The sequence below is a fragment of the Embleya sp. NPDC055664 genome (assembly GCF_053618075.1).
The window spans coordinates 277,703-299,824 of the sequence record NZ_JBSHGZ010000006.1; the positions used below are offsets into that span (position 1 = coordinate 277,703).

The 22,122-nt window shown below is 70.8% G+C and carries 23 protein-coding genes, 1 tRNA gene and 1 pseudogene; 15 read left to right on the plus strand and 10 right to left on the minus strand.

The window, feature by feature from the left end:
- The first annotated feature begins 201 nt into the window (after nt 1-201).
- Together ACWGR4_RS13690 and ACWGR4_RS13695 are read left to right on the plus strand one after the other, a co-directional pair.
- Nucleotides 202-642 (plus strand): DUF6325 family protein, encoded by a 441-nt coding sequence (locus ACWGR4_RS13690; protein ID WP_380002766.1) that lies wholly within the window; start codon nt 202-204, stop codon nt 640-642.
- 127 nt (nt 643-769) lie between these two features.
- Nucleotides 770-1,237 (plus strand): hypothetical protein, encoded by a 468-nt coding sequence (locus ACWGR4_RS13695; RefSeq protein WP_452128944.1) that lies wholly within the window; start codon nt 770-772, stop codon nt 1,235-1,237.
- A 70-nt stretch (nt 1,238-1,307) separates the two neighbouring features.
- On the opposite strand, the gene ACWGR4_RS13700 is transcribed toward ACWGR4_RS13695, so the two are convergent.
- Complete coding sequence (locus ACWGR4_RS13700) at nt 1,308-1,634, minus strand: rhodanese-like domain-containing protein (protein ID WP_380002764.1); 327 nt, start codon at nt 1,632-1,634, stop codon at nt 1,308-1,310.
- Nucleotides 1,635-1,677: 43 nt separating this feature from the next.
- Here ACWGR4_RS13700 and ACWGR4_RS13705 point away from each other — a divergent pair, with 43 nt between their 5' ends.
- Together ACWGR4_RS13705 and ACWGR4_RS13710 are read left to right on the plus strand one after the other, a co-directional pair.
- Complete coding sequence (locus tag ACWGR4_RS13705; protein ID WP_452128943.1) at nt 1,678-2,316, plus strand: TetR/AcrR family transcriptional regulator; 639 nt, start codon at nt 1,678-1,680, stop codon at nt 2,314-2,316.
- A gap of 66 nt (nt 2,317-2,382) precedes the next feature.
- Nucleotides 2,383-2,796: a PPOX class F420-dependent oxidoreductase gene (locus ACWGR4_RS13710; protein ID WP_452128942.1), complete on the plus strand. Its 414-nt coding sequence runs from the start codon at nt 2,383-2,385 to the stop codon at nt 2,794-2,796.
- A gap of 65 nt (nt 2,797-2,861) precedes the next feature.
- Here the strand turns inward: ACWGR4_RS13710 and ACWGR4_RS13715 are convergent, their stop codons facing one another.
- Both ACWGR4_RS13715 and ACWGR4_RS13720 read right to left on the minus strand, forming a co-directional pair.
- On the minus strand, nt 2,862-3,473 hold the full coding sequence (locus ACWGR4_RS13715) for a hypothetical protein (protein WP_452128941.1): 612 nt from the start codon (nt 3,471-3,473) through the stop codon (nt 2,862-2,864).
- Nucleotides 3,470-3,709 carry a hypothetical protein gene (locus ACWGR4_RS13720; RefSeq protein WP_452128940.1) on the minus strand — a complete coding sequence of 80 codons (240 nt, stop codon included), beginning with the start codon at nt 3,707-3,709 and terminating at the stop codon, nt 3,470-3,472. Before ACWGR4_RS13720 ends, ACWGR4_RS13715 begins: the two co-directional genes overlap by 4 nt.
- A 392-nt stretch (nt 3,710-4,101) precedes the next feature.
- Here ACWGR4_RS13720 and ACWGR4_RS13725 point away from each other — a divergent pair, with 392 nt between their 5' ends.
- Nucleotides 4,102-4,836: a GntR family transcriptional regulator gene (locus tag ACWGR4_RS13725; RefSeq protein WP_452128939.1), complete on the plus strand. Its 735-nt coding sequence runs from the start codon at nt 4,102-4,104 to the stop codon at nt 4,834-4,836.
- A gap of 19 nt (nt 4,837-4,855) precedes the next feature.
- Here the strand turns inward: ACWGR4_RS13725 and ACWGR4_RS13730 are convergent, their stop codons facing one another.
- Both ACWGR4_RS13730 and ACWGR4_RS13735 read right to left on the minus strand, forming a co-directional pair.
- The gene (locus ACWGR4_RS13730; protein WP_452128938.1) at nt 4,856-5,509 is read right to left on the minus strand and encodes a hypothetical protein; all 654 of its coding nucleotides are present in this window, start codon (nt 5,507-5,509) and stop codon (nt 4,856-4,858) included.
- Between the two features lie 55 nt (nt 5,510-5,564).
- Entirely contained in the window at nt 5,565-6,764 is a 1,200-nt protein-coding gene (locus ACWGR4_RS13735; RefSeq protein WP_452128937.1) for an MFS transporter, read from the minus strand.
- Nucleotides 6,765-6,967: 203 nt separating this feature from the next.
- Here ACWGR4_RS13735 and gndA point away from each other — a divergent pair, with 203 nt between their 5' ends.
- The gene (gene gndA, locus ACWGR4_RS13740; protein WP_452128936.1) at nt 6,968-8,404 is read left to right on the plus strand and encodes an NADP-dependent phosphogluconate dehydrogenase; all 1,437 of its coding nucleotides are present in this window, start codon (nt 6,968-6,970) and stop codon (nt 8,402-8,404) included.
- 52 nt (nt 8,405-8,456) lie between these two features.
- Here the strand turns inward: gndA and ACWGR4_RS13745 are convergent, their stop codons facing one another.
- From ACWGR4_RS13745 to ACWGR4_RS13755, 3 genes are all read right to left on the minus strand, one after another.
- On the minus strand, nt 8,457-9,014 hold the full coding sequence (locus ACWGR4_RS13745; protein ID WP_452128935.1) for a hypothetical protein: 558 nt from the start codon (nt 9,012-9,014) through the stop codon (nt 8,457-8,459).
- A gap of 197 nt (nt 9,015-9,211) precedes the next feature.
- Nucleotides 9,212-9,295: transfer RNA gene (locus tag ACWGR4_RS13750), tRNA-Leu, on the minus strand.
- A 158-nt stretch (nt 9,296-9,453) separates the two neighbouring features.
- The gene (locus ACWGR4_RS13755) at nt 9,454-10,047 is read right to left on the minus strand and encodes a TetR/AcrR family transcriptional regulator (RefSeq protein WP_380002752.1); all 594 of its coding nucleotides are present in this window, start codon (nt 10,045-10,047) and stop codon (nt 9,454-9,456) included.
- Nucleotides 10,048-10,285: 238 nt separating this feature from the next.
- Between ACWGR4_RS13755 and ACWGR4_RS13760 the strand changes: the two genes are divergently transcribed.
- Nucleotides 10,286-11,752, plus strand: coding sequence for a purine-cytosine permease family protein (locus ACWGR4_RS13760; protein WP_452128934.1), 1,467 nt, complete (start codon nt 10,286-10,288; stop codon nt 11,750-11,752).
- Between the two features lie 50 nt (nt 11,753-11,802).
- On the plus strand, nt 11,803-13,446 hold the full coding sequence (locus ACWGR4_RS13765) for an amidohydrolase (protein ID WP_452128933.1): 1,644 nt from the start codon (nt 11,803-11,805) through the stop codon (nt 13,444-13,446).
- A gap of 535 nt (nt 13,447-13,981) precedes the next feature.
- Here the strand turns inward: ACWGR4_RS13765 and bcp are convergent.
- Nucleotides 13,982-14,458: a thioredoxin-dependent thiol peroxidase gene (bcp, locus tag ACWGR4_RS13770; protein WP_380002749.1), complete on the minus strand. Its 477-nt coding sequence runs from the start codon at nt 14,456-14,458 to the stop codon at nt 13,982-13,984.
- Between the two features lie 253 nt (nt 14,459-14,711).
- Here bcp and ACWGR4_RS13775 point away from each other — a divergent pair.
- The 6 genes and pseudogenes from ACWGR4_RS13775 to ACWGR4_RS13800 all read left to right on the plus strand — a co-directional run bounded on the left by ACWGR4_RS13775 (nt 14,712) and on the right by ACWGR4_RS13800 (nt 19,298).
- A pseudogene (locus ACWGR4_RS13775) lies at nt 14,712-15,751 on the plus strand (energy-coupling factor ABC transporter permease).
- Nucleotide 15,752: 1 nt separating this feature from the next.
- Nucleotides 15,753-16,514 carry a cobalt ECF transporter T component CbiQ gene (gene cbiQ, locus ACWGR4_RS13780; protein WP_452128932.1) on the plus strand — a complete coding sequence of 254 codons (762 nt, stop codon included), beginning with the start codon at nt 15,753-15,755 and terminating at the stop codon, nt 16,512-16,514.
- A 66-nt stretch (nt 16,515-16,580) separates the two neighbouring features.
- On the plus strand, nt 16,581-17,336 hold the full coding sequence (locus ACWGR4_RS13785; RefSeq protein ID WP_380002747.1) for an energy-coupling factor ABC transporter ATP-binding protein: 756 nt from the start codon (nt 16,581-16,583) through the stop codon (nt 17,334-17,336).
- Nucleotides 17,337-17,553: 217 nt separating this feature from the next.
- On the plus strand, nt 17,554-17,928 hold the full coding sequence (locus ACWGR4_RS13790; protein ID WP_380002746.1) for a DUF3618 domain-containing protein: 375 nt from the start codon (nt 17,554-17,556) through the stop codon (nt 17,926-17,928).
- 222 nt (nt 17,929-18,150) lie between these two features.
- The gene (locus ACWGR4_RS13795) at nt 18,151-18,453 is read left to right on the plus strand and encodes a GroES family chaperonin (RefSeq protein ID WP_052173837.1); all 303 of its coding nucleotides are present in this window, start codon (nt 18,151-18,153) and stop codon (nt 18,451-18,453) included.
- Between the two features lie 182 nt (nt 18,454-18,635).
- Nucleotides 18,636-19,298, plus strand: coding sequence for an RICIN domain-containing protein (locus ACWGR4_RS13800; protein ID WP_452128931.1), 663 nt, complete (start codon nt 18,636-18,638; stop codon nt 19,296-19,298).
- Nucleotides 19,299-19,329: 31 nt separating this feature from the next.
- Here ACWGR4_RS13800 and ACWGR4_RS13805 read toward each other — a convergent pair whose 3' ends face one another.
- Nucleotides 19,330-20,781 (minus strand): catalase, encoded by a 1,452-nt coding sequence (locus ACWGR4_RS13805; RefSeq protein ID WP_380002744.1) that lies wholly within the window; start codon nt 20,779-20,781, stop codon nt 19,330-19,332.
- A 215-nt stretch (nt 20,782-20,996) separates the two neighbouring features.
- Between ACWGR4_RS13805 and ACWGR4_RS13810 the strand changes: the two genes are divergently transcribed.
- Nucleotides 20,997-22,046, plus strand: coding sequence for an LLM class flavin-dependent oxidoreductase (locus ACWGR4_RS13810; protein WP_380035731.1), 1,050 nt, complete (start codon nt 20,997-20,999; stop codon nt 22,044-22,046).
- Nucleotides 22,047-22,122 lie beyond the last annotated feature (76 nt).

The following is a 22,122-nucleotide window of genomic DNA, read 5'->3' on the forward strand; positions in this document are numbered from 1 at the left end:
GCAGGCGCGTGCGCGTGGACACATGAATGGGCGCGCAGCGGGAACGGGAAGGCCGGTTGCGGTATCCGGTCGGCCGTTCGGCCGCCGACTCCCGCCTTCGGTCCCCGGCTTCCGGTGGCCGCGGGTCGTGGGCGTCGGCTGCTCCGTATCGGGTGCCCGGGGTTTCGCGACACACACCCCTACTCCCCGAGACGAGGAAGCATGGCCGAGTTGGGACCCGTCGACGCGATCGTGTTGGGTTTTCCGGGTCAGCGGCTGACGTCGGCCGTACTCGACGCGTTCGAGTCGGTCGAGGAGCGCGGCGATGTCCGGTTGATCGACGCGCTGATCGTGGTCAAGGACGTCGCGGGGGTGGTGAGCAGCCACGAGGTCAGCGAGTTCGAGGGGCTGCGCGACATGGCGGCGGAGCTGGCCGCGCGCGAGCTGCTGGGCTTGGCCGGCGCCGAGGACGCCGAGCAGATCGGGCAGGTGATGCCGCCGGATTCGCTGGTCGTGGTGCTGTTCGTGGAGAACATCTGGGCCCGCGAGGTGGCAACCCGGATCCGCGATTCGGGCGGCCGATTGCTCTCGTACACCCGCCTGCCGCAGTCCGTCCTGGACGACGCGGAGGAGACCCTGGCGAGCAGCACCGACGGCGGCTGAGCCCGGCGGGCCGACGGAAACGAATCGATTTCCGGAGGGTAAAGCAGGGCAAAGCCCTGCAACCCGCCCCACCGGTTGGACGTCTCAGCCGACGCAAGGGCACATCCCCAAGCACGTGGAGGTCGACATGACCACCGGCATTCGCCGTACCGCCGTCGTCGCGGTGACCGCGGGACTCCTGCTCACCGGCGGCCTCGCGGCCCCGGCACTCGCCGCGGAGGCATCGCCGCCCGGCAGCCATCAGGCGGCCCGTCAGATCGGCGTCGTGGAGAAGGTGACCGCCTTCTACGACCAGTATCTGGACGCGATCAACGGCACCAACCCCAACATGGACCCGACCGAGGTCCGCAACGAATTCCTCACTCCCGAACTCAACGCCCGCCTGGACGCCTGGGCCGAGCAGAACATGGCCGACCCGGTCTTCCGCGCCCAGAACACCCCGGAGAGCCGCGACGTGCGCTACGAGGGCAGCGGCGCCGGCCACGCGACGGTCATCGTCACCGAGCACTTCGGCGACGGCTCGACCATCGACGTCCGGTACCAGGTCCCGCTCGACGGCAGCCGCATCTCGGACCTGAAGGATGCACCGCAGTAGGCGAGAGCCGATTCACAACACGCGGGGAGGGCCGAGGCGGTGTCTCGGCCCTCCCTCCCCCCTTTACCGCTCAGGCGGACTCGGTGGGCAGCCCGGCGCCGACCCAGTCCTCGATGCCCTCGGCGTACTTGCGCACGTTCGTGTACCCGAGGTGCGTCAGCCGATCGGCCACCTGGCCGCTGTTCGGGCAGGCCGGGTTCGAGCAGTAGGTGACGATCGCGGCGTCGCGGTCCGGCAGCAGCGTCGGCGCAAGGGCATCCACGTCGTCCCGAACCAGGGCAACGGCCCCCGGCAGGTGTTGCTTGGCCCAGTACTCCCCACCGAGCGCGTCGACGACGGTCACGCCGCCGCCGGCGATCTCGGCGCGCAGTTCGTCCCGGGTGATGAGTGCGGTCATGGCGATGCCTCCACCTCACAGAGAATCGGACTAGAGTCCGCTTATGCCTGAAGACATTAACGGACCGCAGTCCGCTTCCGCAATCCCGGTGAGCCTGGACCTACTCCGCACCCCACCCCCCAAGGAACGCGCCGACGCGGCCCGCAACCGCGCCGCCATCCTGGAAGCCGCCGCGAAGCTCTTCGCCGAACACGGCGTGGCCGCGGTCTCGATGGACCAGATCGCCACGGAAGCCGGCGTAGGCAAGGGCACCCTGTTCCGCCGCTTCGGCGACAAGTCGGGCCTGGCCACAGCCCTCCTGGACGCAAGGGAACGCTCTCTACAGGAGGCCATCCTCAGCGGCCCACCCCCACTGGGCCCAGGAGCCCCGGCGGAGCAACGCCTCACGGCATTCCTCAACGCCTATCTGGACTACCTCCTGGAACACCTCGACCTGATCCGCATGTCGGAGACCTCGACCCCGGGCGCCCGCTACCGAATCGGCGCCTACAAGTTCTGGCACCGCCACGTAGCAATCCTGCTCCCCCCGCAAACGCCGGACCCGACCTACACGTCCCACGCCCTACTGGCCCCGCTGTCCGCCGAACACGTAACAGCCCTACTGCCGGACCTCGGCCCAACCCGCATCCGAGAGGGCATCCTCCACCTGGTCGAAACAACAACCCGAACCCCGAGCCACTGAGTGTCCGAAGACCCGCCCCCGGGCAGGAATCGCCTCATGGTGGAACTACCCGCGGACACCCGCCGAATGATCGAAACGCCACACATCTGGTACGTGGCAACGATCAACAAGGACGGATCCCCCCACGTCAGCCCGATGTGGCTGGGCCTCGACGGCGACCTGCCCCTGATCAACACCGCGATCGGCCGCATCAAGGAACAAAACCTGCGCCGCGACCCGCGCATATGCCTGTCCCTGGCAGACCCGGCGAACCCCTACGACCGGGTACAAATCCGCGGCCACGCGGCGCACTTCATCCAGGGCCCCGAGGCAGACCACAACATGGACAAGCTGGCTCACGCCTACGTGGGCACCGACCGCTACGAGTGGCGGGTCCCCGGCGAACAACGAGTAATCATCCTGATCGAACCCACCAAAGTCCGCCGCGTGGTCGGAGTCGAGCCCTTCCCCAAAGGAACCCCGGGTTCGACCACCCCATAGGCCGGAGACGAGCCACAAAGAGAACAACCGGCGGTAGCCCGGCGCCTGCCTCCGGGAAGCTCCGGTCATGGGGACTCGCCCGCTGTCGTCGAGGGCGGCGCGGGGGCGGGGGCCGGTTCGTCCGGCTGGGGAAGCAGCATTTCCGGGGTCAGGACGCATTCGTCGCGGATGCCTCGGGCGACCACCATCGTGCTGCCGATCGAGCCGGTGACGTGTTGGGGGTCCAGGTCGGTGGCCAGGAACCACGAGGTGGGGCCGGCGGTGCCCGGGGACCAGCCGCAGCAGCCGGATACCCAGTCGTGGTGGACCAGTTCGGCGACCAGGCCGAGGCCCCGGCCGTGGTCGAAGCGGCGAGGCGGGGCGAGTTGAGGCCCGTAGCCATATGGCGTCCAAGTCGGGCGCGGGACCACCTCGCGGATCCCGATGTAGACGACGGGGGCGAACTCCCACTCGCCGCCGTCGATTTGCACCAACTGGGCTTTGATCCCGACGATCAGCCACTCCGCCTCCGAGCGCAGCGCAGCGTCCGCGACCAGCTCGGAGGCCATCAGCACCAGGCTCTCGCGTGATTCGTCGAGCAGTCGAAGCTCGTCGCTCACCCGCCCGACGGTCGCCCGCACCTCGCGAGCCGATTCCGGCGCGACGGGTACGGGCTTGGCAATGGCGATCTCGCTCATCGCCGCCGCTCCGCCGAGCCGTCGACGCCGTCCAAGGCCCGGGTCAGATAGGCGTGCAACAGCTCCGCCCCCACGCCGTCGAGTCGCAAAGCGGTCTCCCCGACGGCCTCACCCCGAGCCCCCTCCCGCAGCACCAGCGGCACCACGATCAGGCCACTCCCCTGATCCCGCACCGGCCGACAGCCGGGCTTGACGGTGGTGAACGCGCCTCCCGGAACGTTGGGATCGCAAGTCATGGGGTGCCTCCTTGTGGTGGGCGGATCGCCGGACGATCCGTCGCGATGGATGACCTGGCCGGGCAGGATGTGGACGAGCACGGCCCGAAGGGCGAGAACGACGTGCCGCCCCTGCCTGTGCGTCAGTCGGAAACACGCCCACTCCTCGTCGAACCCCCGCCCGAAATGCAGCGCGAGTTCGATGGGCCGCTCGGGATCCACGGACAATCGCACACGCACGGCGTGGGGTTCTTGATCGCTCACGGGCGCTCCCATGGTTCGGGCTTCATCGAACGGCCGACCCCCGTGCAACCGTCCCCTATCGCTGGGAGGCGCCTCGATCTATAGTGTTCTAGAACACCTCAACAAGTCAATAACCGCTCTAGAGCGCACTAGAACAGGAAGGTGTGGCCGTGGCCGGCGCACAGGGATTGCCGCCGTATCGGCGGATCGCGGCTGAGATTCGGGCCCGGATCGATCGGGGTGAACTGCGACCCGGCGATCGGGTGCCGTCCGTGCGGGAGATCGTCGAGGCCGAGAACGTGTCGATTGCCACCGCCACGCGGGTCGCCGCCGTGCTTCGCGCGGATGGCTACGCCGAATCGATTCCTGGAGTCGGGACCATCGTCACCACGCCGCGACGCCTGACGACGGGGCCGGACCGCCTGGCGCTCCTCAGGGCGACAGGAACCGGGTTCCGCTCCGGCGAGAGGGTCGAGATCCTGAGTGCGGAACTCGTCGTGGACACCGGCCATGTAACGGATGCACTGGGCCTGGCGGATGGCACCGAAGTCGTGCGCAGGCGGCGGTTGTATCGCGACGACGAGGGCGTGATCGCTCTCTCGACGTCCTGGCTGTCCGGGCAACTTGCCGAGGTGGCACCGGAGTTGTTGGTCGCCGAACCTTTGCCGACGATGACGTTCGGTCTCGTCGAGGAGCGCTCCGGACGCCGGGCCATCCGACGTCGCGATGTGGTCGCGCTGCGGCCGGTACCGGAAGACGCGGCCGCGATCATGGGTGTCGAACCGGGGACCCCGGCACTGACCATGACGAACCTGTACTGGGACCAGCACGACAATCCGACCGAGTACGCGATGGATATTCTCGGCGCGGGTCGTGAGTTGTCGGCTGACTACGCTCTCGATTGAGGTCGGGATCTCGCGGAGTTCAGTGGGCTGCCGGCATCGCGGTGGCCGCTTGCCAGGCTTGCTCGTGGGGGATTTCCGTGCCCGGGGTGTGGCCGGCTTCGATGTGGGTCAGGACGGATTCGATGTAGTGGCTTTGGCCGTCCGTGCGCATCGGGGCGATCTTCGCGGCGGCGAATTTGCGGATCGTGCTTGCGTCGGCGTCGGTCCACAGGCGATCGGTGGCCAGGGCCAGGCGGGTGAGGACGTACTCGAACGTCGCGTGGGAGAACTGGAGTTCCGAGCCCGCCGGCGGTTCCAGCGTGGGATGGGCGGTGAAGCCGCGGAGTTTGACCAGGGCGTCGGGCTCCGGGACGAAGCGGCCCTCCTCCGGGGGTTCGAGGGCCTCCAGGTAGGCCAGGCCGTTGCGCAGCCGCTGGGTGACGCCCTGCTCCGTGCGCTCCGAGACGCAGCGGCCGACGAGTTCGGCGCCGTTGAGGGCCAAGTGCGCGGCGGCGAGGTATTGGGCCTGCGCCACCAACGACCCGGCCGCCGACACGAATTCGCGCAGGACGCCGGCGGTGTGGAGGTACTTGCAGGCGTAGGGCGATATCCCGTAGCGCGCGGAGGCCGGTGCCCAGACCTCGGCCTCACCGCGCGGCAGGGCGTGTCGGGTACGTCGGATCGATGGCTTCATGGCCCCATGGGTACCGCCGCCCCCGACCCTCGGACAACCGGATTTCGCCGCCGCATCACTCCGCCGCCGGCTCGGCGGCAAGGTGGTGGGAGAGAAGGGGGATCGCCGCCAGGGACACCGCCAGGGTCCCGGCGCCCGCCAGTTGCAGGGCTCCCGTACCGCCCAGGGCGGTCGCCGCAGGACCGCCCAACGCGGCGCCCGTCAGGTTGGCGGCGTTCAGGCCGGCACTGGACGTGGCGAAGGCCCGGCCCCGGGTCTCGGGTGGGACGCGGGCGTGGATCAGGTTGCGAATGGCCAGGTTGGCCAGCACGTTGGCCACGCCCATCAGGACGAACATGGCCACGGCGACCGCGAACACCGCCGCCGTGGCGCTGATCAGCAGGCACCCGCCGGACAACATCCCGGCACCGATCAGCACAGCCGGCTGCCGCCCCACCGGGATTCGCCCGGCCAACAACGCCGCAGCCAGCAACATCCCGACCATGTGTGCGCTGACCAACCAGCCGTAGCCCGTGTCGTCGGCGCCCAGGTCGTCCCGCACGAAGAACACCCGCGCCACATTCAGGATCGCGGTGAACACGACCGCCACCGCAAGGGTCGGGATCGCCACCCGCAACACCCGATCACCGCCGAGCACACCGATCCCCTCACGCACCTGCGCCGGCCACCCCGGCCGGTCCCGCACGCCCGACACCGGCTCGCGCCGGATCCGCAGCGCCACAAACGCCGCCGACATGACCGCGTAGGACACGACGTTCCCGAGCAGGACCACCCGATCACCGACCCCGGCGACCGCAAGCCCGGCCGCCGCCGGACCCGCCACATTGCCGACCGAGCGAAACGTCTCCATCCGCGCATAGCCCCGCGCCGCGCCCTCGTCCCCCACGATCTCCGGCACGAGCAGTTGCAACGTCGGCGACACCACCGCCAACCCGGCCCCGAGCAACGCCAGCAGCACGATGACGCCCACCACATTCGTGGTGACCACCAACCCGAGCGCCACCACCGCCTGAAGCCCGGTCACAACGACCACCAAACGACCGCTCTCCACCCGGTCCACCAGCGGCGCGGCCAACGGTCCCACCACCACGATCGGCAACACGCTCGCCACCACCAGGGCCGAGATCACCGCGCCCGACCGCCCCTGATCGTGTAATCGCAGAATCAGGACGACCATCGCCATCTGGTCCCCCATCGCGGACACCCCGTAGGCCGCCGCCACCACGGACAGCACGACTTCGCGATTCCGGCTCATCCACGGATCCTGCCCACCGCCACCGACGCCCGCACCGTCCGAACCGCCACCGCGGCCCCCGATGCCCCGCAGCGCCGCGGCCCCGCACCACCGCCCACCCGCACGCCGGCGTGTTGCGGCCGGGAGGGATTAACCCCTCCCGCACACGATGTTGTCCGAGTGATCACGAATGATCACCACCATCGCCGACAGGAGCTGACGACATGGCGGAGCGCGCACACATCGGTGTCACCGGACTGGCCGTGATGGGCCGCAACCTGGCCCGCAACTTCGCCCGACACGGGCACACCGTCGCCGTGCACAACCGGACCTCGGCGAAGACCCGGGCCCTGGTCGACGAGTTCGGCCACGAGGGCGACTTCCTACCCGCCGACACCGCCGAGGAGTTCGTCGCCCTCCTCGAACCGCCCCGCCGCCTGGTGATCATGGTCAAGGCCGGTGCCCCCACCGACGCGGTGATCGAGGAGTTCGCCGCGCTCCTCGAACCCGGCGACATGATCGTCGACGGCGGCAACGCGCACTTCGCGGACACCCGCCGCCGTGAGGCCGCGCTGCGCGAGCGCGGGATCCACTTCGTCGGCACCGGCATCTCCGGCGGCGAGGAGGGCGCGCTGCTCGGCCCGAGCATCATGCCGGGCGGCTCCCCCGAGTCGTACGCGGCGCTCGGCCCGATCCTGGAGGACATCGCCGCGAAGGTCGACGGCGTCCCCTGTTGCACGCACATCGGCCCGGACGGCGCCGGTCACTTCGTCAAGATGGTGCACAACGGCATCGAGTACGCCGACATGCAGCTGATCGCCGAGGCATACGACCTGCTCGGCCGCGCCGCCGGGTTGCGGCCGGCCGAGATCGCCGAGGTGTTCAAGGGCTGGAACTCCGGCCGCCTGGAGTCGTACCTGATCGAGATCACCGCCGACGTACTCGCCCATACCGACGCGGACACCGGCCTGCCGTTCGTCGACGTGGTCCAGGACCGCGCCGAGCAGAAGGGCACCGGGCGCTGGACCGTACAGACCGCGCTGGACCTGGGGGTTCCGGTCAGCGGCATCGCCGAGGCGGTGTTCGCCCGCTCGCTGTCCGGCCACACCGACATCCGCGCGGCGGGCCGGGGTCTGCCCGGACCGACGCCCACCACGCTCGACGCGCAGGCCGCGGCGCGCTTCGCCGACGACGTCGAGCAGGCGCTGTACGCGTCCAAGATCGTGGCGTATGCCCAGGGCATCCACCAGATCGAGGCGGGCAGCACCGAGTACGACTGGGCGATCGACCCGGGCAAGGTCGCCGAGATCTGGCGCGGCGGCTGCATCATCCGGGCCCGCTTCCTGGACCGGATCCGCGAGGCGTACGACTCCCCGCAGCGGCCCGATTCGCTGCTGAGCGCCGACTACTTCCGCGACGCGCTCGCCGGTGCCCAGGACGCGTGGCGCCGCGTGGTCGCCGCGTCCGCCGAACTGGGCATCCCCGCACCGGGGTTCGCCGCCGCCCTCGCCTACTACGACGGCCTGCGCTCGCCGCGTCTGCCCGCCGCGCTGATCCAGGCCCAGCGCGACTTCTTCGGCGCGCACACCTACCGCCGGGTGGACCGCGACGGCTCCTTCCACACCGAGTGGTCCCGCGACCGCACGGAACACGCGGTCTGACCGAGGTCGGCGAACCCGGCGGGGGCGCCCACCCCGTCCCCGCCGGAAATCCTCACTCCCAACGCCCCGCCAACAACCGCGTCATCGCGCCCGTCAACGACCCGCGCAACTGCCGCCGCACCGGCGGCGGCAGATGGCGCAGCCACAGGTGCGCCGCCCGATCGCCCATCAACCCCATGCACAGCAGCGGATCCTCGAACAAAAACCCGGGGGCGTGCCAGCTCATGCACGCGTCCGGATCGGGGTCCACGGCCGGCACGTGCCGGATGCCCACGGCCGCGAGCGCCGATGCGCAGATCAGACAACACGCGTTGGCGGCGTTCTTGAACTCGCCCGTCTCCAGCGGCAGTCCGAGCATCCGGGCCTGATGCAGGCAGTCCATCTCGGCGTGTAGTCCACGCTTGGCCGAGCCCTCGAAGATCCGCCGACCGAAGCTCATCACACAGTCGGCCTCGCCCCGCGCCGGCAGTCCCCGTCCGGACGACTCGACTCGCTCGGCGGCGGTCCGCACCCACCCGACCCACTCGCCGGCGATCTTCGGCACGATCATGTCCGCGGGCGGCATCTGCGTGCGGCCGCCGGCAACCTTCGGACAGTACTCGCAGTGCATGGCGCCTCCCCAAAGACGACACGCCGAAAGCTAGCGTGGGCGGGGTCGACGCCACCAGCACAAGACCGGCCGAAACCCAGCGAAAACCCACCGAAACGAATGCCGGGTACACACCGGGCGCACACGCCGGGCAAGAACGTCGGGAACAACGCCGGGGGCAATCACCGGGGACGGAACGCCGAGGAAAAACACCGTTGTGCGGCCGAAGGGACTCGAACCCTCATATCCTCTCGGACGGCAGGACCTAAACCTGCTGCGTCAACCAATTGCGCCACGGCCGCGTACGACCGGCCTTCGCGACGATGCCCCGAGGCCGACCAGGGCTCATGTTAGTGCCCCGAGCTGCGGCCGGCCGGCACATATCGGCCGCGACCAACCGTCCGGCCGGCACTCGGAACACACCACACCACCCCGAAACCAACCATCGGCACCCGCCGGCTCAACCGAGCAATCGCCCCGTCGCCCGCCGCGCCAACACCAGCGCCCCTTCGCGCGTGGTCCCACCCAGCCCCAGGACCGTTCGCGTACTCAGCCCCTCGAGCAGCGCCAGCAACTCGGACGCCGCCACCACCGGATCGTCGACGGCGAGCACCCCCTTGGCCGCCCCCCGGGCCAGCACCGTCGCCAAGTCTCGCTGCCACCCGAGGTCGATCTCGTCCTGCGCGGCCAGGAGTTCCGCGTTGCCCGCCGTCCGGGCCCACAGCTCCACCCAGAGCATCCAGCGCGGATCGCGCGGGCCGACCGGCAGGTACAGGTCCAGGAACAGGTCCAACTTACGATCGGCGGCGACCCGGCGGGCGAGCAGCCGGGCGCGCTCCTCGGCCAGCCGGTCCTCGCTCCAGCGCAGCGCGGCCAGGAGCAGCTGATCCTTGCTGCCGAAGTAGTACAGGATGTGTCCGCCGCTGGTGCCCAGGCGCTCGGCCAGACCGGACATGGTCAGCGCGGCCAGGCCGTTCTCGGCGATCGCCGCGACGGCCTCCTCCAGCATCCGGTCCTGCGCGATCCGACCGTCGCGCCGCCTCGTGGCCACCACCGATACCGCCTCTCGACCGCGCGACCACCCCGCCCGCGCAAGGGCTCGACCCTACTCCCCCGACGCCGTGAACCTTGAACGACGGTCAAATTCTCCCCCTCTTCGGCACGAACTCTTGACACCCTCCCCCACCTCGGCGCACCTTGAGTGACGTTCAAAGTCCTTGAACGTCATTCAAGCTTTCGGCCGGGCCGCGCAGCACGAACGACCGAGCCGCACACCACGAGGAGGAGGTCCGGTGTCCCTGCCCCACACGGACTCCGCGAACGCCGCCGGAAGCGCCGCCCGAAGCGCCCTCCCCCGCGACGCTCCGCACACCACCCCGCCCGGCACCGGCGTCGCCTCCGACGAGCTGTTCCAGGTGGAGACACACGGGATCGACCCGATCCCGGACCACGAGCGCCACGGCAGCGCCAGGGACGTCTTCTGGCTCTGGTTCGGCTCGAACCTCTCCTTCACCTTCGTGATCAACGGCACCCTCGCGGTGATGTTCGGGTTGTCGTTCCGGGCGGCGATCGCCGTCGTCGTGATCACCGGCCTGTCCTTCTTCGCGGTCGGCGCCCTCGGCCTCGCCGGCGTCCGCACCGGCACCGCGACCCTGGTCATCTCGCGCGCCGCGTTCGGCGTACACGGCAACTTCCCGGCCGGCCTGCTCAACTGGGTCGTCGGCATCGGATACACGATCCTCAACACCGTGGTCGGCACCTTCGCCCTCGAAGGACTGTTCGCCAAGCTCGGCTGGGCCGGCGGCGACCTCGCCCGGGTGGTCGCGCTGGCGATCACCCTCTCGCTCACCTTCGCGGTGGCGATGTGGGGGCATGCCACCGTGCAGGCCGCGGAGCGCTGGATGGCCTACGTCCTGGGCATCGGCTTCGGCCTGCTGATCCTGCTTGTGGTCCCCGGCCTGAAGACCGGCGACGCGCCCGAGACCTCGAACACGTTCCACGCGATCTCGCTCGCCGTGCTCGTCATGGTCGCCGGCCCGATCTCCTACCTGCCGATGCCCTCGGACTACACCCGCTACCTGCCCCGGGACACCTCGCTGCGCTCGATCACCCTGTGGGGCGCGGCCGGCGGGATGCTCTCCTCGGTGCTGCTCGGCGTACTCGGCGTGGCCGCCGCCACCCAGGCCGATATGAGCGACCCGGTGACGGGCGTGGCCGACCTGGTGCCCGGCTGGTTCGAGGCGCCGTTCCTGCTGCTCGTGGTGGGCGGCTCGATCACCAACTCGATCCTGACCCTGTACTCCTCCAGCCTGAACCTCCAAGTCCTCGGCATCCCGTGGTCGCGCTCCAAGGGCATCCTGGTCAGCACCGCGTTCATCCTGGTCGGCTCGTTGTGGGCGCTGTTCAACGGAGACTTCACCGACAACCTGACCAGCTTCCTGTCCGTGCTCGTGGTGGTCTTCGCGCCGTGGGGCGGCGTGTTCATCGCCGACACGCTGATGCGCCGCTGCCGCTACGACGCCGACGGCCTGCACGACATGCGCGGCGGCGCCTACTGGTACACCCGCGGCTTCCATCCCGCCGGGATGATCGCGCTCGGCGCCGGCATCGTCTTCGCCGCGCTGACCGCCGAGTCCGCGCTGTGGACCGGCGCGCTCGTGGAGACCTTCGACGGCGACTTCACGCTGCTGGGCGCGGTCGTCTCCGGACTTCTCTACTGGGCCCTCGCCCGCCGCGAACCGCAGTTCGCCAAGCACTGATCCGCTCCCACCCGACCCCCATCGCACCGCCACCCCCTGGAGTTGTCACCGTGTCCCGCACCGCCGACCTGGTCCTGCGCAACGCGCTCATCCACACCGTCGATCCCGAGCTGCCCGAGGCCGAGGCGATGGCCGTCCGGGACGGGCGGATCATGTGGGTGGGCGAGGGCTCCGGCGCGGCGGCCTGGATCGGTCCGGAGACCACCGTGCTCGACGGCGCCGGGCGGCGGGTATTGCCCGGCTTCATCGACGCGCACAACCATGTCCGGCTCGGCTCGGACGACGCCTGCGTACAGCTCGCGGGGGCGCGCACATTGGCCGACATCCACGCACGGATCGGCGCCTGGCTGGCGGCCAACCCGGACGCCGAGTGGATCGAGGCGGAGGCGTTCGACTACTCGGCGATCCCCGACGGGCGCATGCCGCGCGCGAGCGACCTCGACCCGGTCACCGGCGATGTGCCGGCCTTCGTACTCAGCTACGACGTACACACCGCGTGGCTCAACAGCGCCGCGATCAAGCGGCTCGGCATCACCCGGGACAGCGACGTGCTGCCCTTCGGTCGGGTGGACAAGGACCCGCGGACGGGCGAGCCGACGGGATTCGTCAAGGACTTCGCGGTGCGCGGGCTCTCCCGTGACGGGCATCGGGCGCTGCGGGAGCTGGGCGTGCCGTGGGCCTCCGCCGACCGGCAGTACGGGCGGCTGGCCAAGAGCCTGGACGACGCGATCCGGTTCGGCATCACCACCGTGGTCGAGCCACAGAACTCGCTCGACGACCTGGCCCTGTACACCCGGGCGCGGCACGAGGGTCGGCTGCGCTCGCGGATCGTCGCGGCGCTGTTCCACCCGCGCGGCACGACCGACGCCGACCTGGACGAATTCGCGGCGGCGGCGCGGGAGTTCGCCGACGATCGGTTGCGGGTGGGGCCGCTGAAGCTGTACATCGACGACGTGGTCGAGCCGCGCACCGCCGCACTCCTTGAGCCATATCGCGGGTGCGACCGTCATCGGGGCGAGACGTTCTACCCGGCGTCGGAGTTCGCCGATCTGCTGGCGCGGCTGGACGGTCGGGGCTTCCAGTGTTTCGTGCACGCGACCGGCGACCGGGGCATCCGTACCGTCCTGGACGCGGTCGAGCACGCCCGGGCGGTCAACGGCGAGCGGGACGCGCGACACCAGGTGGTGCACGTGGAGTGCCTGGATCCGGCGGACGTGTCCCGCTTCGCCGAGCTGGGCGTGGTGGCGTGCATGCAGCCCAGGCACTGCGCGCCGGAGATCGCCGGGCCGGGGCAGGACTGGGCGGAGAACGTCGGCGAGGAGCGCTGGCACAAGGCGTGGCCGATGCGGAGCCTGCGGGCCGCCGGGGCGGTCCTGGCGCTGTCCAGCGACTGGAACGTGGCCGAGATGGACCCGATGGTCGGCGTGTACACCGCGCTCACCCGCGCGCCGCTGGCCGGCGGGGCGGCATGGGTCCCGGAGGAGACGCTCGACGTGGAGGCCACGATCCACGGCTACACGATGGGGTCGGCCTACGCGAACTTCCTGGAGCACGAGCGCGGTTCGCTCACGGTCGGCAAACTCGCCGACTTCGTCGTGCTCTCCCGCGACATCATGCGGGTCGCTGCCGCGGAGATTCCCGGCACGATCTGCGAGGTCGTCGCGGTCGGCGGCGAAATCGTCCACACGGCCTAGCGGCGGGCCCGGCGGGGATGGGCCGGCCTGCGGCGGCCTCAAGCGCCGGCCGGGCTGATGTGGGCTCGGCCCGTGTCCGGGTGGCCGGCCTCAAACGCCGGCCGGGCTGATTTACCCGGCCCCCGGCCGAGGTGGCCTCAAACGCCGGCCGGGCTGAATTTCGCTCAACCCGGCCAAGCACCGAGGCCACCACCCGAATTCGGACCACGCCGACACCAGCCCGGCCGGCACTCGAGGCCGCCCACCCGGACACGGGCCGAGCCCACACCAGCCCGGCCGGCGTTTGAGGCCGGCCACCCGGGCACGGGCCGAGCCCACACCAGCCCGGCCGGCGTTTGAGGCCGCCCGCCCGGGGTCCGGGCCGACCAACCCGGTAGCCCGGCCGGCGCTTGAGGCCGGCCACCCGGACACGGGCCGAGCCCACACCAGCCCGGCCGGCGTTTGAGGCCGCCCGCCCGGGGTCCGGGCCGACCAACCCGGTAGCCCCGCCGGCGTTTGAGGCCGGCCGCCCCGACCCCGGGCGACAGGCCGGACCTCAGGCGGCTGCGAGCTTCAGGTCCTTGAGGAGCTTGGCCACGTGGCCCGTGGCGCGAACGTTGTACAGGGCGCGTTCCACCTTGCCGGTCTCGTCGACGATGAACGTGGAGCGGATCACGCCCTTGACCGTCTTCCCGTACATCGTCTTCTCGCCGAAGGCCCCGTACGCCTCCAGCGTGGCCTTGTCCGGATCGGCCAGCAGCGTCACCCGCAGGTTCTCCTTCTCCCGGAACTTGACCAGCTTCTCCGGCTTGTCCGGCGAGATGCCCAGCACGTCGTAGCCGGCCCCGGCCAGCAGGTCGAGGTTGTCGGTGAAGTCGCACGCCTGCTTGGTGCAGCCCGGGGTCAGCGCGGCCGGGTAGAAGTACACGATGACCTTGCGGCCCGCGTAGTCGGACAGCGACACGGACGCACCGTCGGCGTCGGACAGGGTGAAGGCGGGGGCGGTGTCGCCCGCCTGGAGGCGGTCGCTCACGAAGAACTCCTCGAATCGAATCGCTCGGCAACGCAAAACGTACGCCGCAAACGCTAGCGCCGCGGTCGGACCGATCCCGGCCGCGCACCCCCGGCCGGCCGCGCGTCCCCGGGGCGCGTTCTTCGTCAAAGCAGGGCAAAAACCGATGCCGGAGCGCCCTTGTTGCCACCATCACCCAACTGCAAGCCTTTTGCAGGTGCGGCCGGACGTCATAGGATCCCTCCGCCGAATCCGGCATTTCGGGAGGGGCCACATGCACATACCCAACGGCTTCATCGACGGCCCCATATCCGCGGGCGCCGGCGTGATCGCGGTCGCCGGCGTCGCCGTCGGCCTGCGCGGCGCACGCCGCGAGCTGGACGAGCGCACCGCGCCGCTCGCCGGCCTGGTCGCGGCCTTCGTCTTCGCCGTCCAGATGCTCAACTTCCCCGTCGCGGGCGGCACCAGCGGCCATCTGCTCGGCGGCACGCTTGCCGCGATCCTGGTCGGCCCGTACACCGGCGTGTTGTGCGTGGCGGTCGTACTGCTGATGCAGGGTCTGTTCTTCGCCGACGGCGGGCTCACCGCGCTCGGCCTGAACATCACCATCATGGGCGTCGTGACGGTCGTGGTCGGCTACGGCCTGTACCGACTCACCCTCGGCCTGCTGCCCGCCCGGCACTCGTCCGTGCCGATCGCCGCATTCGTCGGCGCGCTGGTCTCGGTACCCGCCGCCGCCTGCGTGTTCACCCTCTTCTACGCGATCGGCGGCACCACCGACGTATCGATCGGCAAGGTGGCCGGCGCGATGATCGGCGTACACGTGCTGATCGGCATCGGCGAGGCGATCATCACCGCCGCCACCGTCTCCAGCGTGCTGGCGGTGCGGCCCGACCTCGTCCACGGCGCGCGCGGCTTGGCGCGTCCCCTCGAACTGCGCTCGGCTGGGGAGACCCGATGACCCGCGTCCGTACCCGCACCCTCCTGATCGCCGGGGCCGTGCTCGCCCTGGTCCTGGCCGGATTCGTCAGCTACTACGCCAGCCGGAGCCCCGACGGCCTGGAGAAGGTGTCCGCCGACAAGGGCATCGACGCCAAGGAGCAGGACCACCAGCTCAAGGACGGCCCGCTGGCCGACTACAACGTCAAGGGCGTGCACAACGAACGCCTGTCCGGCGGCCTGGCCGGGGTGATCGGCGTCGCGGCCACACTCGCCGTCGGCACCGGCGTGTTCTGGCTGGTCCGGCGCCGTCCGGTCGACGCCGTCCCGGCGAGGCCCGCCCGCGACGGCGTCGGCTCGGGCAGCGGCGGCTGACATGGCCGGCGGACCCGAACACCGGCTCTTCCGCCCGGGCGACTCCCCCGTGCATCGGCTGCCGCCGCACTGCAAGCTGCTCGCGCTGATCGGCTTCGTCCTGGCGACGGTATCCACCCCGCGCGAGGCCTACTGGGCCTTCGGCGCGTACGCGGCGCTGCTCGCGGTCGTCGCCGCCCTCGCCCGCGTCCCGGCCGGCTTCGTACTGCGCCGGATGCTGGTGGAGACCCCGTTCGTGCTCTTCGCACTGCTCCTGCCCTTCGTGGCCGACGGCCCGACCGTCGAGGTGCTGGGCCTGACGGTCAGCCACGACGGCCTGCTCGGCGCCTGGAACGTCCTGGCCAAGGGCACCCTCGGAGTCGTCGCCGGCGTGCTGCTCGCCGCCACCACCGAACTGCGCGCCCTGCTGCTCGGCCTGCAGAAGTTGCGCATGCCTGCGCTGCTCGTGCAGATCATGTCGTTCATGCTGCGCTACGGCGGGGTGATCACCGCCGAGATGGGCCGGATGCGGATCGCCCGCGAATCGCGCGGCTTCGTCGCGCGCGACCTGCGCCAGACCCCGACGGTGGCCAAGTCGGCCGGCGCGCTGTTCATCCGCTCCTACGAGCGCGGCGAGCGGGTGCACCTGGCGATGCTCAGCCGCGGGTACACCGGGACCATGCCGATCCTCGTGGACACCCGGGCCCGCGCCGCCCAGTGGGCCGCCGCCGCGACGCTGCCCGCGGCGGCGTTCGCGGTGTGGGCGGGGGCGCTGCTCCGGTGACCTCGCGCGTGATCGGACAATCGCGGGATCCGCGACACCGCGCGACCCGAGAACGGAGTACCCCACGTGAGTGAGTCCCCGCCCCCCTCCCTCGCCGTCCGCGGCCTCGCCTACGCCTACCCGGACGGCCACCAGGCCCTGTTCGGCGTCGACCTGACCATCGCCCCCGGCGAACGGGTCGCCCTGCTCGGCCCCAACGGCGCCGGCAAGACGACCCTCGTCCTGCATCTGAACGGAATCCTGACCGCCGGCGCCGGCACCGTCGAGGTGGCCGGACTGCCCGTGGCCAAGGAGCACCTGCGCGAGATCCGCCGCCGGGTCGGCATCGTCTTCCAGGATCCGGACGACCAACTGTTCATGCCCACCGTCCGGGAGGACGTCGCGTTCGGCCCGGCCAACCTCGGCCTGCGCGGCGCCGCGCTGGAGGAGCGGGTGCGACACGCGCTCGACCGGGTGGGCATGGCCGACTTCGCCGACCGGCCGCCGCACCACCTCAGCTACGGCCAGCGCCGCCGGGTCGCGGTGGCCACGGTGCTGGCGATGGAGCCGGAGATCCTGGTCCTGGACGAGCCGTCCTCGAACCTGGACCCGGCGAGCCGACGCGAATTGGCCGACGTGCTCCGTTCGCTCGACGTCACGGTGTTGATGGTGACCCACGACCTGCCCTACGCGTTGGAGCTGTGTCCACGTTCGGCGGTGCTCGCGGGCGGCGTGGTGGTCGCCGACGGGGACACCCGCGACCTGCTCCTGGACCGCGACCTGATGGCCGCCCACCGGCTCGAACTGCCCTACGGTTTCGACCCGTCCTCGGTCCCGGCGTAACCGCCCGCAGCGCGCCGAGGGACGCCACGGGACCCGGTTGACCCGGGGCCGGGGAGGTAACTGACAGACTTGGGCGACACACGAGCGCAGGAGCCGGAGAGGACGGGTTGTGAGCGACCACGGGCGGGAACTGTCTCCGGCGGAGTTGGAGCGGCAAGGCCGGGCGGCATTGGGCCGTCCGGTGACGGCACACGCTGAGCGGAGTCGGGTGGAGTCGGTGAACGGTGCACACAAGGCTGACGTTTCGAACGCCGGGCACGGGGACGGCAAGTCCGCCGGCCACGATGTGAACGGTGCCCCCGACCGGCGTACGCCGCAGCAGATCGAACGGGACATCGAGGCGGCCCGGGCCAACCTGGCGGTGACCCTGGACGAGATCGTCGACCGGGTGAAGCCGGCCAACGTCGCGGCCCGCGCGAAGGACAAGGTACGGGCGCAGTTCATCGACAGCGACACCGGCGCACCGCGCATGGAGCACATCGTGCCGCTCGCGGGCGGCGTGGCCGGGCTGGTCCTGCTGGTCGTCCTGGTCAAGAGCCGGGGCCGTGACAAGGCCGCGGCGAAGAAGGCCAAGGCCGCCAAGAAGCGCTGACCGCCGCGGCACGCCGGTCGGGCCGACGCCCGGCCCGACCGCGTGCGGCCCGGCCGAAGCCGATCCGGGACGGTTTTCGGGCCGAAGCGGATCGGACATCACACCTCCCGGTGACGCATGTTCGGCCTCGGACGGGTAGCTTGTCGAAGCGTGAGTTCCGACAGGTCCCAGTCTTCGAGCAACAACACCGCCCACGACCTCGGCGAGAAGCTGCCCATCCGCATGCTGCACGACCGTGTCCTGGTCCGCCAGGACGCGGCGGAGGGTGAGCGCCGCTCCGGCGGCGGCATCCTGATCCCCGCGACCGCGCAGGTCGGCAAGCGGCTGGCATGGGCCGAGGTGGTCGCGGTCGGCCAGAACGTCCGCACCGTCGAGCCGGGCGATCGTGTCCTGTACGACCCCGAGGAGCGCGCCGAGGTCGAGGTGCGCGGGGTCCCGTACGTACTGCTGCGCGAGCGTGACCTGCACGCGGTCGCCGCCGAACGCATCGAGGTCTCCGGCGAGGCAACCGGCCTGTACCTCTAGCCCGCCCCACCCCGCCCCGACGCCGACCGATCCGGCGGATCGACCGCGGCGTCCTCCGCGCGCCGGATGGTGAGTCCGTTCACCATCCGGCGGCCCACACCGGCCGATTCACCCCTTGGGGTGAACTCTTCTGCCAGGATGTCCCGATCCGCGGGAAGAGCCGGCCACGAGGAGAGGGACAGATGCCGCGACGTCGGATCTGGATAGCGGCGCTGTGCGCGGTCGCCTTGGCGGGGTTCCTGGCCGGCGGCCTGGTCGGCGTGTTCGACGGTGGCGGCGGGGGCTCCTCGCATGCCGCGGCGACCTCGCCGGCGCCAACCACCTCGCCCTCGCCGACGGCGGTGAACGCCGGGCAGATCAGCTCCGCGCCGCCGAGCACCGCCCCGCCCACCTCGGCGTCGCCGACGCCGTCCAAGACCGTGTCCGCCAAACCGCCGCTGGCCGCGGGCGGGCGCTACGTACTGCTGCTGCCGGACGGCCGGGCGATGGACGTGATGGGCGCCAGCGATCGGGATCGGGCCGCGGTGATCGCGTACCCGATGGGACCGGGCAAGGCCAACCAGCAGTGGGTGGTGCGCGACGCGGGCGGCGGCTTCGTCCGGCTCGAGTCGGCGCTCTCGCGCAAGTGCCTGGAGGTGTCCGGCGGCCGGGAGCCGCGCGCCTACCAGGACGACTGCGGGCGTGCCGAGAACCAGATGTGGAAACCACAGCCCAGCGGCTCCGGCGTGGTCTTCGTGGCCCGCAACGGGGCCGCCCTCGGCCTTGGCGACCAGGTCGGCGGCCAGCAGGGCCTGGGCCTGGTCCCGGTCGGCTCCGGGTCGGTGTGGCGGCCCAGCGGCGCCTGAGCGGCAGCCGCCGGGCCGTCGGCGGCGGGCGTCAGCCGCCGTTGTACTTCTTCGCGACGCGCGCGCCCAGGTCCGGGTCGACCTTCGTCCAGTATTCGATCACCCGGGGCAACACCTCGGCGGTCACCGGCCCGTCACTCTTCATGTGACCGACGATGTTGCCGACCAGGTGCTCCCGGTCGGTCTCGGACATCACCTTGCGGTACAGCGTGCCCGGCTGGCCGAAGTCGTCGTCCTCGGCGTGCGGCCGGTAGGCCGAGCGCACGATCTCGCCGGCTACCTCGTAGTTCTCGTCCTCGTACGGCGCCGGGTCGGCGACCGGTCCGCCGCGGCTGTTCGGCGCGTACACCGGGTCGCCGTAGTTCTCGTACCGCATCGCGCCGTCCTTGTTGTAGGAGTGCACGGGCACGATCGGCCGGTTGATCGGCAACTGGAGGTAGTTCGGCCCGATCCGGTAGCGGTGCGTGTCCGGGTAGCTGAACAGCCGGCCCTGGAGCATCTTGTCCGGGCTGGCGCCGATGCCGGGGACCAGGTTGGCCGGTTCGAACGAGGCCTGCTCGACCTCGGCGAAGTAGTCCGAGGGGTTGCGGTCCAGCGTCATCCGGCCGACCTCGATCAGCGGGTAGTCGCCGTGCGGCCACACCTTGGTCAGGTCGAACGGGTTGAAGCGGTAGTCGGCCGCCGCCTCGAACGGCATCACCTGGACGTGCAACGTCCACGACGGGTGGTCGCCGCGGTCGATCGCCTCGCGCAGGTCGCGCAGGTGGAAGTCGCGGTCCTCGCCGGCCATGGCGGCGGCCTCGGCGTCGGTGAAGTTCTCGATGCCCTGGTCGGTCAGGAAGTGGTACTTGATCCAGAACTTCTCCCCGCCCGCGTTCACCCACATGAAGGTGTGGCTGCCGAAGCCGTGCATGTTGCGCCACGTCTTCGGGGTGCCCCGGTCGGACATCAGGAACATCACCTGGTGCGCCGACTCCGGCGAGAGCGTCCAGAAGTCCCACTGCATGTCGTGATCGTGCAGGTGGGTGTCCGAGCGGCGCTTCTGCGAGTGGATGAAGTCGGAGAACTTGCTCGGATCCCGGATGAAGAAGATCGGCGTGTTGTTGCCGACCAGGTCGTAGTTCCCGTGCCGGGTGTAGAACTTGATCGCGAATCCGCGCGGGTCGCGCACGGTGTCCGGGAAGCCGAGTTCGCCGGCAACCGTGGAGAAGCGGATGAACATCGGAGTCTCGCGGCCCGGCTGGAACAGATCCGCCTTGGTGAATCGGCTCACGTCCTGGGTGACCCGGAACACGCCGTGGGCACCGCCGCCCTTGGCGTGCACCACCCGCTCCGGGACGCGCTCGCGATTGAACTGGGCCATCTTCTGGATGACGTAGTGGTCCTGGAGCAGCAGCGGACCGTTGGGTCCGACGGAGAGCGAGAACTCGTCGCTCGGGGCGGGAATGCCCGCGTCGGTCGTGGTCGTGGGGCGTTCGGTCATCGCCGATATCCCTTTCGTGGTCTCGGGTCGTGCGTGGGTCGGGTCCGATTGCTCCTTATGCCCGATGTGCTCTCCGCCACGCCTGGCCGGCGGAACAGCACGGGGTGTGCGGCGGTTGCACCTCAAAGCACGAATACGCCTGCGTGCGGAGCGGCGGGCGGGGCGGGACACGGGCCGGAATGCGGCCGAGAGCGGGCCGGAGAGAGGGACGCGCAGTGGACGCGGTAAAGCTGTCGGTATTGGACGTGGCACCGGTCGGGACGGGATATTCGGCGACCGAGGCGCTACGGACGAGTACCGAGTTGGCGAAGCGGGCCGAGCGGTGGGGCTTCCATCGGTTCTGGGTGGCGGAGCACCACAACATGCCCGGCATCGCCAGTTCGTCCCCGCCGGTGCTGCTCGCGCACCTGGCCGCGCACACCACCACGCTGCGGCTGGGTTCGGGCGGGGTGATGTTGCCCAACCACGCGCCGCTCGTGGTCGCCGAGCAGTTCGGCACGCTTCAGGCGCTGCACCCCGGCCGGATCGACATCGGCATCGGCCGGGCCCCGGGCACCGACCAGGTCACCATGCGCGCCCTGCGGCGCGGTGGCGGGGCCGAGTCGGTGGACGAGTTCCCGCAGGCACTCGGCGAGCTGATCGGCTTCGTCACCGGGCGCTTCGCCGAGGAGCACCCATACGCGCGAATGCACGCCGTGCCGGGTCCCGCGTCCGGGATCGAGGCGGGCGGCGAGTTCGCCACCGCGGAGGCGCCGGTGTGGCTGCTCGGGTCGAGCGGTTACAGCGCGCAGTTGGCCGGGATCCTCGGCCTGCCGTTCGCCTTCGCGCACCACTTCAGCGGACAGCACACGCTGCCCGCGCTGGAGCTGTACCGCGAGTCGTTCCAGCCGTCGGCGTCGCTCAAGGAGCCGTACGCGATGATCGCGGCCGGGGTGATCGCGGCCGACACCCGGGAGCAGGCCAAGCGGCTCGCGTTGTCCCAGGCCTTGTCGATGCTGAAGCTGCGCAGCGGCAACCCCGGGCGCATCCCGTCGCCGGAGGAGGCCGAGGCGTATCCGTGGACGCCGGCCGAGCGCGAGTTCGTGGAGAGCTACCAGCGGCAGCACATCAGCGGGGACCTGGCCGACGTGCGCGCGGGCATGCGGGAGTTGCGCGAGCGCACGCAGGTGGACGAGTTGATGGTGATCAGCAACGTGTACGGGCACGATGCGCGGATCCGGTCGTACGAGTTGATCGCGAAGGCTTGGGGGCTGATCGAGGAGTGAGGGGTGCGCCACCCGGCGGTGGGGGACGCCGGGCCGGGCGTGGGCCTCGGGTCGGCGGCCTGGGCTCGGCGGGCCC